11 protein-coding genes and 1 tRNA gene are annotated in these 14,876 nt (G+C 60.8%); 3 read left to right on the forward strand and 9 right to left on the reverse strand.

Features of this window, described 5'->3' with window-relative positions:
* Nucleotides 1-36 precede the first annotated feature (36 nt).
* Both MA04_RS09020 and MA04_RS09025 read right to left on the reverse strand, forming a co-directional pair.
* Nucleotides 37-1,428 (reverse strand): OprD family porin, encoded by a 1,392-nt coding sequence (locus MA04_RS09020; RefSeq protein WP_262460166.1) that lies wholly within the window; start codon nucleotides 1,426-1,428, stop codon nucleotides 37-39.
* A 90-nt stretch (nucleotides 1,429-1,518) separates the two neighbouring features.
* Complete coding sequence (locus MA04_RS09025; protein WP_262460167.1) at nucleotides 1,519-2,811, reverse strand: CitMHS family transporter; 1,293 nt, start codon at nucleotides 2,809-2,811, stop codon at nucleotides 1,519-1,521.
* A gap of 209 nt (nucleotides 2,812-3,020) precedes the next feature.
* Between MA04_RS09025 and MA04_RS09030 the strand changes: the two genes are divergently transcribed.
* On the forward strand, nucleotides 3,021-4,208 hold the full coding sequence (locus tag MA04_RS09030) for a citrate synthase (protein WP_262460168.1): 1,188 nt from the start codon (nucleotides 3,021-3,023) through the stop codon (nucleotides 4,206-4,208).
* A gap of 33 nt (nucleotides 4,209-4,241) precedes the next feature.
* Here MA04_RS09030 and leuD read toward each other — a convergent pair whose 3' ends face one another.
* Both leuD and leuC read right to left on the reverse strand, forming a co-directional pair.
* Nucleotides 4,242-4,850 (reverse strand): 3-isopropylmalate dehydratase small subunit, encoded by a 609-nt coding sequence (gene leuD / locus MA04_RS09035; protein ID WP_262460169.1) that lies wholly within the window; start codon nucleotides 4,848-4,850, stop codon nucleotides 4,242-4,244.
* A complete protein-coding gene (gene leuC / locus MA04_RS09040; RefSeq protein WP_262460170.1) occupies nucleotides 4,850-6,292 on the reverse strand; it encodes a 3-isopropylmalate dehydratase large subunit in 1,443 nt (480 codons plus the stop codon). Before leuC ends, leuD begins: the two co-directional genes overlap by 1 nt.
* 732 nt (nucleotides 6,293-7,024) lie before the next feature.
* On the opposite strand from leuC, the gene MA04_RS09045 reads away from it, so the two are divergent.
* Complete coding sequence (locus MA04_RS09045) at nucleotides 7,025-7,978, forward strand: lipase family protein (RefSeq protein ID WP_262460171.1); 954 nt, start codon at nucleotides 7,025-7,027, stop codon at nucleotides 7,976-7,978.
* A 30-nt stretch (nucleotides 7,979-8,008) separates the two neighbouring features.
* A complete protein-coding gene (locus MA04_RS09050; RefSeq protein WP_262460172.1) occupies nucleotides 8,009-9,085 on the forward strand; it encodes an AbrB family transcriptional regulator in 1,077 nt (358 codons plus the stop codon).
* Nucleotides 9,086-9,360: 275 nt separating this feature from the next.
* Here the strand turns inward: MA04_RS09050 and MA04_RS09055 are convergent.
* The 5 genes from MA04_RS09055 to MA04_RS09075 form a co-directional block, all read right to left on the reverse strand.
* Nucleotides 9,361-9,450: transfer RNA gene (locus MA04_RS09055), tRNA-Ser, on the reverse strand.
* Nucleotides 9,451-9,545: 95 nt separating this feature from the next.
* On the reverse strand, nucleotides 9,546-9,734 hold the full coding sequence (csrA, locus tag MA04_RS09060) for a carbon storage regulator CsrA (RefSeq protein WP_014995428.1): 189 nt from the start codon (nucleotides 9,732-9,734) through the stop codon (nucleotides 9,546-9,548).
* Between the two features lie 158 nt (nucleotides 9,735-9,892).
* Complete coding sequence (locus tag MA04_RS09065; protein ID WP_262460173.1) at nucleotides 9,893-11,119, reverse strand: aspartate kinase; 1,227 nt, start codon at nucleotides 11,117-11,119, stop codon at nucleotides 9,893-9,895.
* Nucleotides 11,120-11,215: 96 nt separating this feature from the next.
* A complete protein-coding gene (gene alaS / locus MA04_RS09070) occupies nucleotides 11,216-13,813 on the reverse strand; it encodes an alanine--tRNA ligase (protein WP_262460174.1) in 2,598 nt (865 codons plus the stop codon).
* Nucleotides 13,814-13,911: 98 nt separating this feature from the next.
* Nucleotides 13,912-14,679, reverse strand: coding sequence for a sulfite exporter TauE/SafE family protein (locus MA04_RS09075; RefSeq protein WP_022995677.1), 768 nt, complete (start codon nucleotides 14,677-14,679; stop codon nucleotides 13,912-13,914).
* Between the last annotated feature and the right edge of the window lie 197 nt (nucleotides 14,680-14,876).

Consider the following 14,876-nt stretch of genomic DNA (forward strand, 5'->3'; position numbering starts at 1 on the left):
CAAAATTGCCTTTCATTGCCCTGATCGCTTGCAGCCTCAAAACGCATAATCGATATACACCCTGACCTCCTCCCCGTTGAGCACGTTGTCCGGCTGCGCCGACACCAACGCGACGAAGTCCTCGTCGATCCAATAACGTGTATATATAAGCCCAACGGCGAGGCCTTTGTGCTCCGGCTCATCAAACCGGTAGTTCAACCGATACTCCATCTGGCTTTCCTGAACCTCTGTATTCACTCCGGAAAGTGGATTGGTAGCGTCGAACTTGCCGCGTTTGAACAGGACCATGGCGTTGAAGCCATCCAGCGGTATGCCGGCCAGGGAATAGCCATCGAACTTGTACTTACCGCCGATCTGCCAGGCCTCTTCCCCGTCGTTATTGAAGTCGTTTCCTGATCTCGTCCAGGCATCCATCAAACCGTCGGCGTTCTGTCCATGGTCGAAGTACGCGTAACCCAACATGCCATTGCTTAGCTCCGCTTCCGCATCGGAATAGGAAATGCCCCAACCCCAGCGCCCAAGCTCCAGCCCCAGATTTATATTCAGCCAGTTCGCCTTGTCGTCATAAGCGGCGTCGCCGTTTTCCCAGTCACGATCCCAGGCCGCGCCTTCCCGGCGAAAATCGTAGTACTGGGTTTCCAGGAGGGCGCCGCCGCTTTCGCCAATAGGCGCGCGCAGCGTTAATCCATAGGCGGTGTTCTGGTTGAAGTCCTCGGCCACGCCTCTGGCGAACTTCAAGGCGAACAGCCTGGCGTCATACTCAACGCCAAAGGTGCGGATATCCTTGATCTCTTCCCCGCTCTCGCTGAGGATTTTCTCGAAGTCCTCCCGGTCGCGCGGTGAAGTGCGATTAATGTACGCGGCATCAAAACTGAGCACGCCCGGCAGCGGACCGATGTCCAGACCTTCGATACGCATTTGCCCCCGCGCGCCCTGATAACTGCTTGGCACCGCCCTGGTGTCCTTGGTCACCACGGTGCCGGCATCAAATCGGCCCCTGCCAACCTGGAACGCGCCAACCCAGTTCTCACCGCCGTGAAGAAACTTTAAATTCACCTGGCCCAGCTTGCCGAAGCTCTCACTCTCGCCCGAGGTATCATCAAACAGATCCCGGTCTTCCGGGCGGGCATCCAGCTTTGCCACGCCGTAAACAGAAGCATCAAAGCCGATGCTGTTCAGCCAGTACCTCGACTTGTAGTCGGCGACCACACCCAGTGCCGTACCCCCCAATCGTTCGCCGATGGGGATGCCGCCGAACAGATCGTCCATCAGATCGTTTTCGATCCGGGTGTCGATGTGGACCGCCCGCATATAGACATTGAACTCACCTTCGTTTCCCGTTCTGTCGTAATCATTAATGCTGACCGCGAGGGTCTGGGTCGGAACACCCAGCACCAATGCCGATACAATTGCTTGTTTTAATTTCATGTTATTCACCCACTTATATTTATTTTTTGACGCAAGGGGTCCCGCGCGCCCGCGCTTACGCGGGCGCCGAACTTTTTTTCTTTATCGAACTTAGTGAATGGCGCCCGTAATGAACGCCCCGGCGATAAAAATCAGCGACGACACAATGGCCGGTAACAGCGAGAACCTTTGCAGCTCGCCGACCTCTTTATTAAGCAGCCCGCCTATCACGTAGATCGCGGCGATCAGCGGGCTCAGTGCATGCACCGGCTGCCCCAGCATCGAGGCACGGGCGATGTGAATCGGATCCACGCCATACTCCGCCCCGGCGGCCGCCAGAATCGGGACGATGCCGAAGAAGTAGGCGTCGTTGGATACGAAGAAGGTGAAAGGCAGCGAGGCAAAGGCGGTAATCAATGCCATATATTCGCCGGCGGCGTCAGGGATGATGCCAACAAAGGACTCCGACATGGCGTCCACCATGCCCGAGCCGGTCAGGATTCCGGTAAAGACCCCCGCGGAGAAGATGAGCGTCGCCACCGTGACCGCGTTTTCCGCATGCGCCGCGATACGCTCCTTCTGTTGCGACAGCCGCGGGTAATTGATCAGCAGGGCCAGAGCAAAGGTGACCACCATGACCACCGGTAGCGGCGCCAGCCCGGTGCCCATGGCCGCGGCCATTCCCAGCATCAAAAAGAGGTTGATCCAGACCAGTTTCGGACGCTGATGGCTACGGTCGATTTCCGGCACTCTGACTCCCGTCTCCGACATCAGCATGTCCTTTCCCGGCTCCCAACCCAGTCGTTTGCGTTCCCTCAGACCCAGCCACCAAGCCATACCCGTGGCATAAACAAGGCCGATCAAAGCCGCCGGGATCAGGCCCCAGAAAACCTCCATTACATCCAGGTTCAGAGCGCTGGCCACCCGGGCGGTGGGCCCGCCCCAGGGGATGATGTTGATCATTGTGTTGGTCAGCAGGATCAGCAACGCAATGATCAGTGGGTTCATTCCGATACGGAGGTAAACCGGCAGAAAGGCCGTCACCACGATCAGCACGGTGCTGGTGCCGTCCCCATCCAGGGACGTCGCCGCTCCCAGAAAGGCGGTGGCCAGTGCTATCCGCAGAGGATCATGACCGGCGAAACGCGTGATCGATTTGACCAGCGGCTCGAACAGTCCGGCGTCGTACATAATCGAGAACAGAAGTATCGCGAACACCAACATGATCGCGATGGGCGCGACTTGCCGCATCCCTTCCATGATCATGCCACCCATGTCGCTGCCCAGACCGGCGAGCAATCCAAAAGCCACCGGAACAAGAATAAGAGCCACCACGGCGGACAGCCGCCTGGTCATGATCAACGTCATGAAGGTGATGACCATGCCGAAACCAATCCAAGCCATACCACTTTCCTTCTTATTTTCTGAATTACACAAGCCGCCCGTACGGCGATCAGGGCAAAACCGTACACATTGATAAAAAGCATGTAAATCTTGATTTTTTCAATCTATATTTACATTTATCATTCATGTGTGCTGTAATCGGCATAGCTGTGCTTGTCTTGAACATCAAAGAGAAAGCAATGTCCCGTGAACGACCAGGACGAACTCCCGTGAGTGATGATCATCTGTACCTGAGCGCCGAGGAAGCCGCCGACATGCTCGGCGTCAGCCTGCCTACCCTGTACGCGTACGTAAGCCGCAAAGGCATTCGCTCGGTGAAAGTCGAAGGGTCGCGCAAGCGGCGCTACTGGGCCGCCGACATCGAAAGGCTGTCCAGCGGCGAGCGCCGGACCAAGATAGCCGGGCAACCCGCGCTTGACCTGGGCAGCCAAAGCAGCGCCATCACCCTGCTAACCGACAACGGCGTCTATTACCGTGGCGTGAGCGCCACCGAGCTGGCTGACTCGGCCTCTGTCGAAGAAGCCGCGGAACTTATTTGGCAATCAGAAGGGGCATTTTCGGATTCTCTCCCGGTAATGCCGGAAGGCACCAAAGCGCTGCTTGACCTGTATCGTGATATGACCGTGTCGGAAAAAGCCATTGCGCTCTTTCCATTGGTTGAACGGGAAAATCCCCGATCCTTCGACCTGTCGCCCGATGCTTACGCCAGGACCGGTGCCGATGTAGTGCGCATCCTGGCGTCTCTTATCGCCGGCCACGGCAGGCCCGATACCAGGCCGCTGCACCGGTTCCTGACGCAGGAACTGGGACTTGATTCCGCCTATGAGGATTTGATCAGGCGCCTGCTGGTCCTGTTCATCGATCACGAGTTCGATCATTGCACCTACAGTGTCAGAGCTGCGGCGCGTACTGGCGTGACGCCCTACTACGCGGCCATTGCAGGGCTTACCACCTATCAGGGCAGAAGAACCGCCTACAGCCGGCACCAGGCCGCCAACCGGCTGCTTACCGAGATATGCACGGCGAAGGATCCCACGCCCCCACTGTTGCAACACTTCAGCCAGAACGGGGAAATTCCTGGCTTCAATCATTCCACGCACAGAGTCGAGGACCCGCGGGTCGATAATCTGATGACCGCCCTGACCGCCCTGTTTGAATCCGACCCGGAGTTCCGGAATCTTCTGAAGGCCGTCGAAGTGGCGAACGAACTGGTTCGCAAGCCGCCGGAGTTTGTCTTGCTGGCCAGTTTCGTGGGGCGCAAATGCAACCTGGTGGGCGAGGAGTTGGCGTTGGCGGGCATTGCCCGCACCATTGGCTGGATCGCTCATGCCAGCGAACAATGTCAACTGCCTCTGTCCCGGCAGCGGGCGAACTATATCGGCCAGCTTCCCCTGTAACCCCGGCACCGCCGGGTCTCGCGGCCCGGCGCCCTATGACAGCCAGGGATGAGCGGCGAAATGCCTCCGCTCGAACTGCTCGATCTCGTCACTCAGTTTGAGCGTGCCACCAATCGCATCGAGCCCCGACACCAAAGCGTCCTTTCGCAGGTCATCGATGGCGAAGCCAAGCGTGGCTCCGTCGGCGAGGGAGATTTTCTGCGCGGGCAGATCAATCTCAATCAGCGCCGTGCTTTCTTCGGACACCGCCTTGCCCACGTCGCCAACCTGTTCTTGCGTCAACTCGATCAGCAACACCCCATTGCGCTTGCAGTTATCAAAGAAGATGCCGGCGAAACTGCTTCCGATAAGCGCCCGGATACCAAGCTGCCTGAGCCCCCAGACCGCATGCTCACGACTCGAACCGCAACCAAAATTGGGACCCACGACAAGAAACTTCGCGTCACACCATGGCGCCCGGTTCAACACGAAATCGGGATTCTTCCGTCCGTCGGGAAGAAAGCGCAGATCGTGAAATACCCCGCTGTCGAGCCCCGAACGGTCGATCCCCTTCAGAAACTGCTTTGGCATGATGACATCGGTATCGATGTTGGCGGAGAGCATCGGCGCGGCCACGCCCCTGACATTGGTAAACGGTTCCATTAATCCTCCAGATCCGCGCGATCTTCTTCTCTGACGTCGGCGAGCCGCCCGGCGATGGCAGCCGCGGCCACCATCGCCGGGCTCATCAAATGGGTGCGAGCGCCCGCCCCCTGCCTTCCCTCGAAGTTACGGTTAGTGCTCGAGGCACACCGGTCGCCGGGAGCGAGCACGTCATCATTCATGGCAAGGCACATCGAGCAACCGGATTGCCGCCACTCGAACCCCGCGTCGATAAACTGTTGCGCCAACCCTTCCTCTTCCGCCTGCCGTTTGACCAGGGTCGAACCCGGAACGATCATTGCCCGCACATGACCCGCCACCGCACGGCCTCGCAGCACCCTGGCGGCGGAGCGCAGATCCTCGATACGCGAATTGGTACAGGAACCGATGAAGGCATGCGTGATGGGGATCGTGTCCAGACGTGTTCCCGGCTCCAGCGCCATATAGCGAAGAGCCCGCTGCATATCCCCGCGCTTGAGAAGGTCAGGCTCCTTTTGCGGATCTGGAACGCTTCCGTCTATGCTCACGACCTGGTCCGGGCTTGTTCCCCAGGTCACCATCGGCCCGAGCTCCGCGGCGTCCAGAGTCACCACCCGGTCAAAATGGGCGCCGGGATCGCTATACAGCTCACGCCATTGGGCCAAAGCCCGCGTCCACATCTCGCCCTTCGGCGCCCGGGGCTTATCCGCCAGGTACGCGTAGACCTTGTCGTCAGGCGCCATGAAGGCCCCTCTGGCCCCGGCCTCGACGGCCATATTGCAGATGGTCATCCGCGCTTCCACCGACATGGCGTCGATGGCGGAGCCGCAAAACTCGATGGCGTAGCCGGACGCACCGGACGCGCCTATCCGCCCGATCAACGCCATGATGACATCCTTGGAAGTAACGGCCGGGGCCAGAGCACCGTCCACCACCACCCGCATGGCCTTGAGTTTTTTGTAGACCAGGGTCTGGGTAGCCAGCAGATGCTCGATCTCCGACGTGCCAATGCCAAAGCCGAAAGCCCCCAGCGCGCCATAAGTCGTGGTGTGACTGTCACCGGCCGCGATCACCATACCCGGCAGAATAAAACCTTGCTCAGGCGCGACCACATGTTCAATCCCCTGACGGCCGTCGAGGATATCGAACAATTCAATACCGAACTCCGCGCAGTTCTGGCCGAAATACGACACCTGACGAGCACCTCCGGCATCGGCCACTGCAGCGGTACGCGACGGCGAGGTGGGGTTCACATGGTCCACCACCCCCAGGGTGGCAGAGGGCCGACGCACCTTCCGCCCCGCCTCCCGGAGTCCGCTGAACGCCTGGGGGCTGGTGTACTCATTGGCGACCTGGCGATCAATGTAGAGCAGCACATGCCCATGCTCATCCAGTTCACGAATGGTGTGTGAGTCGATGTGCTTGTCGTAGAGGGTTCTCGGCTCCTTGGCGTCTTCAAACATGGCGGCTCCAAAACATAGCGGTTCCAAAGTCCATCACTATCTTGTCCCTTACCCCTTCATCTCAAACCAGAGGGCAAGGGAGGACGACTGAAGGCGGGAGCATATACACACACAAATTATGTGTAAATGTGTACTATTTTTATCAACTATTGATAATTCTTTATTCTACTTAAATAACAGATCGAGACGCCGCAGCGCCGACAAAACCCGACACCCAAAACAAAAAAAACCGCTTTTACACCTTACTTTCGCCAGCAATCTCGACGACACGCTCGGCGTAAGGCCAGCAATCCTTATATTGATAAAGTTCGTACAGATTTATTTGATTCAGTCAATGATATATGTTCCACCGACTTGCTGTTTGACCTGGTGCCCTCGGCCCCGATTCAGAGAAGCGAACTCTCAATGCCTATTTTTCAAACCTTTAAACCGTCACCAGCCCTTATGCGAATCTGCCTTGGGGCCATCGTAGCGATTTCATCCAACCTGTTGAGCGCCGGCGAGTTACCGGTCGGTCCGTCTTCGGGGGATATGGACCTCTCCCCGTTTTATCGCTGGCGCAACGAGATGCCTCAATCTCCCGGTGCGGTACTGCGGAGCCAGACTCTGCCGCCGCAGAAGACCATGCCAGCGGCCTCGGAAGCCATCCGCCTTCTCTATAGCTCAACGGACCAACGTTGGCATTCCGGCGCGATTCCCGTCAGCGGGACCCTGTTCCTTCCGGTTGGATCCGTGCCCGCAGGGGGATGGCCCATTCTGGCCTGGGGCCATGGAACGCTCGGTATCGCCGACGTCTGCGCCCCTTCCTGGACTGGCTTCAGGGATCGTGACGCGGCGTACCTCAACCGCTGGCTGAAGCGGGGCTTCGCCGTCGTCGCCACCGACTATCAGGGCCTGGGCGGCCCCGGTCCTCACCCCTATTCAGTCTGGCGGGCGGAAGGAACTTCCGTGCTGGATTCAATCCGCGCCGCCCGCGCGGCCAGGCCAGGCCGGATTGACAACCGCGCCATCCTGGCGGGGCAATCCCAGGGCGGAGGCGCGGCGCTGGGAGCGGCGACACTGGCGGCAAACTACGCCCCGGACCTGGATATCCTCGGCGCGGTTGTAACCGGTCCGAACAGCACCTTCCCCGATGGCCCCATCGAGGTACCACCACGCCAGTCCATGACCATGTTTCTTGCGTTCGCCACCGGTGGTCTGCGAGAGGATGGCCCCGGCATAGAGGACATCCTCTCCCCTCCAGGCCTTGAGCTTCTCGACGTTGCCCGTCGGAGCTGCACGCGTGACATCGCCATCAAGGCACGAGAGTTGAAGATCACCTCGCCTCTCGATCTTCTCGACATCAGCCCCGAGCGGCTCGCCACTCTGCGCGTGCCCACCACCGATATGCCGGCGACGACGATTCCCTTCCCGCTACTGATTGCCACCGGCCAGGCCGATGAAACCATCCCTCCGGCCAGACAACATGCCGTGGCGGCGGCACTGTGCGCCGCCGGCAATAAAGTCACCTGGCATGTTTACCAGGGGCTGGGCCATGACGGCGCGATGCACGGCTCGCTCAATGACGCCTTCGCTTTCGCGCGCGCTCGACTCGATGGACAGCCCCCCACTTCGAACTGCGACGACATCCAACCGCCCGGACCGCCCGGCAGCAGAGATCCAGACAAGCCTTTCAATGACGATTGATCGTGGGCGAAGCGCAAGCGGGAATCGATAATGACAACAAGCAGCACTCGAAAACGTCTCTCATGGCTCCTGCTTATCCTGCTGTCGGTAGGAGCCGCCACCTTGATGCGCCAGCTGCAACTGCCGGCGGCTTTCATGCTTGGGCCGATGATCGCGGCGGTAGTCGTTGCCCTGGGCGGAAGCGGCCTTCGTCTGCACAGGAACTTCTCGCTCGGCGCGCAAAGTGTCATGGGGTGTCTGATCGCCGCCTTTATCACACCGAAGCTGCTGGCCGTCTACATGGACCACTGGTTGCTGCTGACAACCATCAACCTCACCACCATGGCCATTATCGTGGTCATCAGTGTTGTCATCGCGCGGCGTCGCTGGTTGCCCAACACCACCGCCATCTGGGGGCTCTTCCCCGGGGCGGCCTCCGCCATGGTCCTGCTCGCCGACACCCACCATTCCGATCCGCGCGTCGTCGCGATGATGCAGTACTCACGAATCGTGCTGGTTTCCGTCGCCTCCATCGCCATGGCGGCGCTACTTGATCAGATGCATGATGGCGGCGCATCAGCGGCGGGCCCGCTCCGGTTGACCTGGTCTCTGCCCACGGATTATCCGCCCATCCTCGCCGGTCTGGCGCTGGCACTGTGCGGCTATGCCACCAGCAAACTGACCGGCAACGGCACTCTGGCACTGCTCATCCCCGCTTTCGGCGGTACCGCCTTGCAGGGAGCCGGTCTGGTCACGATCGAGGTTCCGTCATTCATCTTCATTCCCGCTTTCGCCATGACCGGCTGGTACGTGGGACTGACGTTCACTCGTGGCGCGATCAAGCACTGTCTTAAACTGTTACCGATCATGTTGTCGGCGACGGCGGTGGTCATTCTCATGTGCGGCCTGATGGCGCTGCTGCTGGCGCGCACGGTCCCGGGCATCGACTTGCTGACCGCCTATCTGGCGCTGAGCCCGGGCGGCATCGAAACCATCATTATTATCGCCAGGGACGCCGACGTGGTTCTGCCGCTGATACTGGCTTCGCAGTTCCTGCGCCTGTTGATCGTGCTGTCGATAGGCCCCAGAGTCGCCAGAGCAGTGGCGGGCTGGCAGAGTCGGCAGTAATCGGATTCACTGTGAGCGTTGGCGCAATCAAGCTTTGTGGCGGCATGCCAGTCCCACGGCTTTGGGACGGTCCGCCTACAGGCTGATCGCTGGCAAGCCCGCTCCCACAGCGGCTTCGTAGCTTTGTCTGTGGGAGCGGGCTTGCCAGCGAATGGAGGTGTCAGTGTGGCGGAGTGTTGCGCGCAAGCGCGGCTGGTCGAACCGGCGGGTTCTTTCCGCTACCGGTCACCGATACAAACAAAAACGCCCCGCGGAGCGGGGCGCTTTTGTTTGTATGGCGGAGAGGGCGGGATTCGAACCCGCGATACGGTTACCCATATGGTTCCTTAGCAGGGAACTGGTTTCAGCCACTCACCCACCTCTCCGGAACACGGTCGATCGCTTGTTGCTTACTTCTTTACGGCGATCCGTGACATCGCCGCGCATCATACCAGTTTGAGCAAAAAATACAGCTCAAAAATCAGGCAGACTCGCCATCAGTACCTTTTTCGTGCTGGATACGCTGATAAATTTCCTCACGGTGCACCGCCACCTCTTTGGGCGCGTTAACACCAATACGTACCTGGTTACCTTTTACACCCAGGACGGTGACGGTGACATCGTCGCCGACCATGAGCGTCTCGCCGACGCGGCGGGTCAGAATAAGCATGGGAGTTCCCTCCTCGAATCCATATATTGTTCAGTGAGCGCGGTTTTGCACACTGGATACGAGCCACCCGTCATCCTTGAGCGTTCCACTATCGGGAAGCCGGTACCCGCCCCGTGTGCGAGGCGGGTAGTATGCCGCATGCCAATACGAATGTCTTGTCAGGCGGCGGGCTGATCCAGCTCGAAGGCCTGGTGCAGTGCGCGAACCGCCAGCTCCAGGTACTTTTCGGCCACCACCACGGAAATCTTGATTTCCGAAGTGGAGATCATAGTGATATTAACCCCTTCCTGGGCCAGGGTTTCAAACATCTTGCTGGCCACGCCGGCGTGGGAGCGCATGCCCACACCCACCAGGGAGATCTTGGCGATCTTGTCGTCACCGATGATTTCCGGGTTGCCCAGCTCCGACGCCGATTTCTGCAGCGCGTCCTTGGCCTTGTTGAAGTCGTTGCGGTGCACGGTGAACGTGAAGTCGGTGGCGCCGTCGGCCCCTACGTTCTGCACGATCATGTCCACTTCGATATTGGCGTCGCTTACCGGGCCGAGAATCTTGGCGGCGATACCCGGGGTGTCGGGGGCACCGCGCACGGTGATCTTGGCTTCATCACGGGTAAAAGCAATGCCAGAAATTACCGGCTTTTCCATATCCACCTCGTCGTCGACGGTAATGAGGGTGCCCGGACCCTCCTGAAAACTGGACAGTACACGCAGCGGCACATTGTATTTGCCGGCAAACTCCACCGAACGGATCTGCAGCACCTTGGAGCCGAGGCTGGCCATTTCCAGCATTTCCTCGAAGGTGATCTTGTCCAGGCGGCGGGCACTGTCCACCACCCGGGGATCCGTGGTGTAAACCCCGTCCACGTCGGTATAGATCTGACACTCATCGGCCTTCAGGGCAGCCGCCAGGGCCACCGCCGTGGTGTCGGAACCACCCCGGCCAAGGGTGGTGATGTGGCCGTCGTCGTTGATCCCCTGGAACCCGGCCACCACGACCACGCGCCCGGCCTTCAGGTCGGCGCTCATTTTCTGGTCGTCGATGTCCTCGATACGCGCCTTGGAGTGGCTGTGATCGGTGCGGATCGGCACCTGCCAGCCGGTGTAGGAGCGGGCATCGATACCACGGCCATGCAGGGCCATGGACAGCAGCGCGATGGTGACCTGCTCACCGGTGGACACCAGCACGTCCATTTCCCGCGGAGACGGGGTGCCGCTGATGCCGTTGGCCAGCTCGATCAAACGGTTGGTTTCGCCGCTCATGGCGGAAACCACCACCACCACCTGATCACCCTGCTGGTGAAAGCGCGCCACCCGTTCGGCGACGGCCTGGATGCGTTCGACGGACCCCACGGAGGTGCCGCCGTATTTCTGAACAATTAGGGCCATATATGACGTTGTTCCGCAAAAAAGGGCGCGTAAGGGTAACATTTCCGCGCCCGGTTATCATGTGAGGCCGATTTTTCCCGCCGAAGCACCGCGGGTTCAGGCCTGCTCCGCCACCCAGTCGTAAACGCCGGCCAGCGCTTTCGGCAGCGCCGCCACGTCGTTGCCGCCGCCCTGGGCCATGTCCGGCCGGCCGCCACCGCGACCGTCCAGTTGACCGGCCACCAGGCGCATCAGATCGCCGGCCTTGAAGCGGTCGGTGAGGTCCTTGGTGACGCCAGCCACCAGCGCCACTTTGTCGCCTTCCACCGCCGCCAGCAGGATCACCGCCGAACCGAGTTTGTCCTTCACCTTGTCCATGGTCACTCGCAAGGTCTTGGCGTCGGCGCCGTCCACCTGGGTGGCCAGCACTTTCACCCCGGCCACCTCGCGGGCGTCGGCGGTCAGATCACCGCCGGCACCGGAAGCCAGTTTCTGCTTCAGGCGTTCCAGCTCCTTCTCCAGCTCGCGCACGCGACGAGCCTGGGCACCCACCCGCTCAGCGGCCAGTTCCGGGCTGCTCTTGAGGGTGCCGGCAATCTCCGCCAGCGCCGCTTCATGCTGACGCACCAGCGCCAGAGCCCCTTCCCCGGTGACCGCTTCGATACGGCGCACGCCGGCGGCGGCGGAGGTTTCCAGGGTGATCTTGAACAGACCGATGTCGCCGGTACGGCTCACGTGGGTGCCGCCGCAAAGCTCCTTGGAGAAGCCATCGCGGCCCATGGTCAGCACCCGCACCTGGTCGTCGTATTTCTCGCCGAACAGGGCCATGGCACCGGCCTCGCGGGCGGCGTCGATGTCCATCAGCTCCGTGGACACCGCCGTGTTCGCCAGAATCTGGCGGTTGACGATGGTCTCGATCTGCTCGCGCTGTTCGGCGCTCAGCGCCTCGCCATGGGAGAAATCGAAGCGCAGGTAATCCGGCGCCACCAGCGAGCCTTTCTGCTGCACATGCCCGCCCAGCACCTGACGCAGCGCGGCGTGCATCAGGTGAGTGGCGGAGTGGTTGCGCATGATGTCGTTGCGGCGCTCGACGTCCACGTAGGCATCGACCTTGTCACCCACCTTCAGGGTGCCGGCTTCCAGCGTGCCCAGATGCACATGGGCGGACTGGCGCTTTTTGGTATCCGCCACGGCGAAGCGGTTGTCGTCCTTGACCAGCAGGCCGGTGTCGCCCACCTGGCCGCCGGATTCGGCGTAAAACGGCGTGCGCGCCAGCACCACCATGCCTTCGTCGCCGGCATTGAGGCTGTCCACAGCGTCACCGTCCTTGTAGAGACCGACGATCTCGTCCTGATCCGCCAGCTTTTCGTAACCGGAAAAACCGGTCACCGACTCGATGGTGAGGCGGTCACTGTAATCGTTGGCGAAGGCGCCGGTGCCCCGGGCCAGGGCCCGTTGCGCTTCCATTTCCTTTTCAAAACCGGCCATGTCCACGGTCAGGCCGCGCTCGCGGGCCACGTCGGCGGTCAGATCCGGCGGGAAGCCATGGGTGTCGTACAGCGCGAACACCACATCGCCGGGCAGCTCGCTGCCTTGCAGGCTGGCAATGGCGTTTTCCAGCACCTTCATGCCCGCGTTGAGCGTACGGGCGAACTGTTCTTCCTCGGTGAGCAGTGCTTTTTCGATGCGTGCCTGCTCGCGCACCAGCTCCGGGTAGGCCTGGCCCATCTGTGCCACCAGCGCTTTCACCAGGGTGGAGAAGAATGGCTTGTCCTGCCCCAGCTTGTGGCCATGGCGCAGTGCCCGGCGGATGATGCGGCGCAGCACATAACCGCGCCCCTCGTTGGAGGGAATCACACCATCGCAGATCAAGAAGCTGGCGGAGCGGATGTGGTCGGCGATCACCCGCAGAGACTTCTCTTCCAGATTCTGGCAACCGGTGGCTTCGGCGGCGGCTTTCAGCAGGGCCTGGAACAGATCGATTTCATAGTTGGAGTGGACGCCCTGCATCACCGCGGCGATGCGCTCCAGCCCCATACCGGTATCCACGCTGGGTTTGGGCAGCGGCTGGAGCTCACCGTCCGGCTGGCGATCGTATTGCATGAACACCAGATTCCAGATCTCGATGTAGCGATCCAGGTCATCGTTCTCGGAGCCCGGCGGGCCACCGGGAACGTCCTCGCCGTGATCGTAGAAGATTTCCGAGCAGGGACCGCAAGGACCGGTATCGCCCATTTGCCAGAAATTGTCCTCGTCCAGGCGGGAGAAGCGCTCCGCGCTGACGCCCATTTCCTTGAGCCAGATGTCGGCGGCTTCGTCGTCGGAGACATGCACCGTCACCCACAAGCGCTCTTCCGGCAGCCCCAGGGTGCCGGTGAGGAATTCCCAGGCAAAGCGGATCGCCTCGCGCTTGAAGTAGTCGCCGAAGCTGAAATTCCCCAGCATCTCGAAGAAGGTGTGGTGGCGGGCGGTGTAGCCCACGTTTTCCAGGTCGTTGTGTTTGCCGCCGGCACGCACGCAGCGTTGCGAGCTGGTGGCACGGGTGTAATCCCGCTTTTCACGGCCCAGGAACACGTCCTTGAACTGGTTCATCCCGGCGTTGGTGAACAGCAGGGTGGGATCGTTCTCCGGCACCAGGGAGGAAGACGGCACGACCGTATGGCCCTGGCTGGCGAAGTAATCAAGAAAGGCCTGGCGAATCTCAGCGCTCTTCATATAAGGAACACGTCATTGCTGGATTGGGGGTGACCGGCAAGTATAGCGTCGTCATCGACCGGTTGCGATGGGTCACGAACACCGATAGGCGTGGCCGATCAACCCTTGAGGAAAGCGGCGGAACAGGTCACCAGCACCATGATCAGCAGCAGCCCCTTGAGCCAGCCGCCGGAGACCCGGTGAGCGAAGCCCACCGCCAGCCGCACTCCCAATAAAGTGCCCAGCCCCACCACCAGACCCGGCAGCCAGGCCACCTGGCCGCGCCAGACGAACACCACCAGAGCGAGGATGGTGAAGCTGGCGGTCATGGCCAGTTTCAGCGCGTTGGTGCGGCGCAGGTCATAGCGTAACTGGCCGGCCAGCACGGCGATGGCCAGGAACCCGACGCCGGCCTGGGCAAACCCGCCGTAAGCGCCGGTCAGGAACAGGCCCAGCCAGGCGGCGGGGGTACTGGCCAACGCCTTGGGCGTTTCGCCCTCCTCCGGCATCAACGTGGAGGGACGCACCACCATGATCACCGCCATTACCACCAGGGTGGTCAGCAACACCGGTTTGAGAATGGTCGTGGGCAGGAAGGAGGCGGCCACCGCACCGATCAAAGCACCGCTCAGGGTGGGAATGAGGATGCCGGGCAGGACCTTGAACGGCACCGAGCCGTGCCGGTGGAACTGGCGCACACCTTCCACGCACTGAATCAGTACCGCCACCCGCATGGTGCCGTTGGCCAGGGCCGGGCCCATGCCACTGAGCATCAGCAGCGGCAGAATCAACAGGCCGCCACCGCCGGCCAGGGTATTGATAAAGCCGGCGATCACCCCCGAGCCAAGCAGGGCCGCCACCAGCCAGGGGTCGCCAAGATATTCCATGGGGCGGACGTCCAGGGCAGAAAACAGGAGCGGGTATTATGCCTGTTGACGAGGCGGGGCGCTTGCACGCAACAGGCTATTCGCGAGCAAGCTCGCTTCTCACAGAGAGGGGGAACTACGAAGCCGCTGTGCCGCTGTGGGAGCTTGCCTGCAAGCGAATTGAGGAGGGCACAAGAGCTAAAAAAATTCGCTTGCAG

This window comes from Alloalcanivorax balearicus MACL04, assembly GCF_025532145.1.
In the GTDB taxonomy this organism is placed as follows: domain Bacteria; phylum Pseudomonadota; class Gammaproteobacteria; order Pseudomonadales; family Alcanivoracaceae; genus Alloalcanivorax; species Alloalcanivorax balearicus.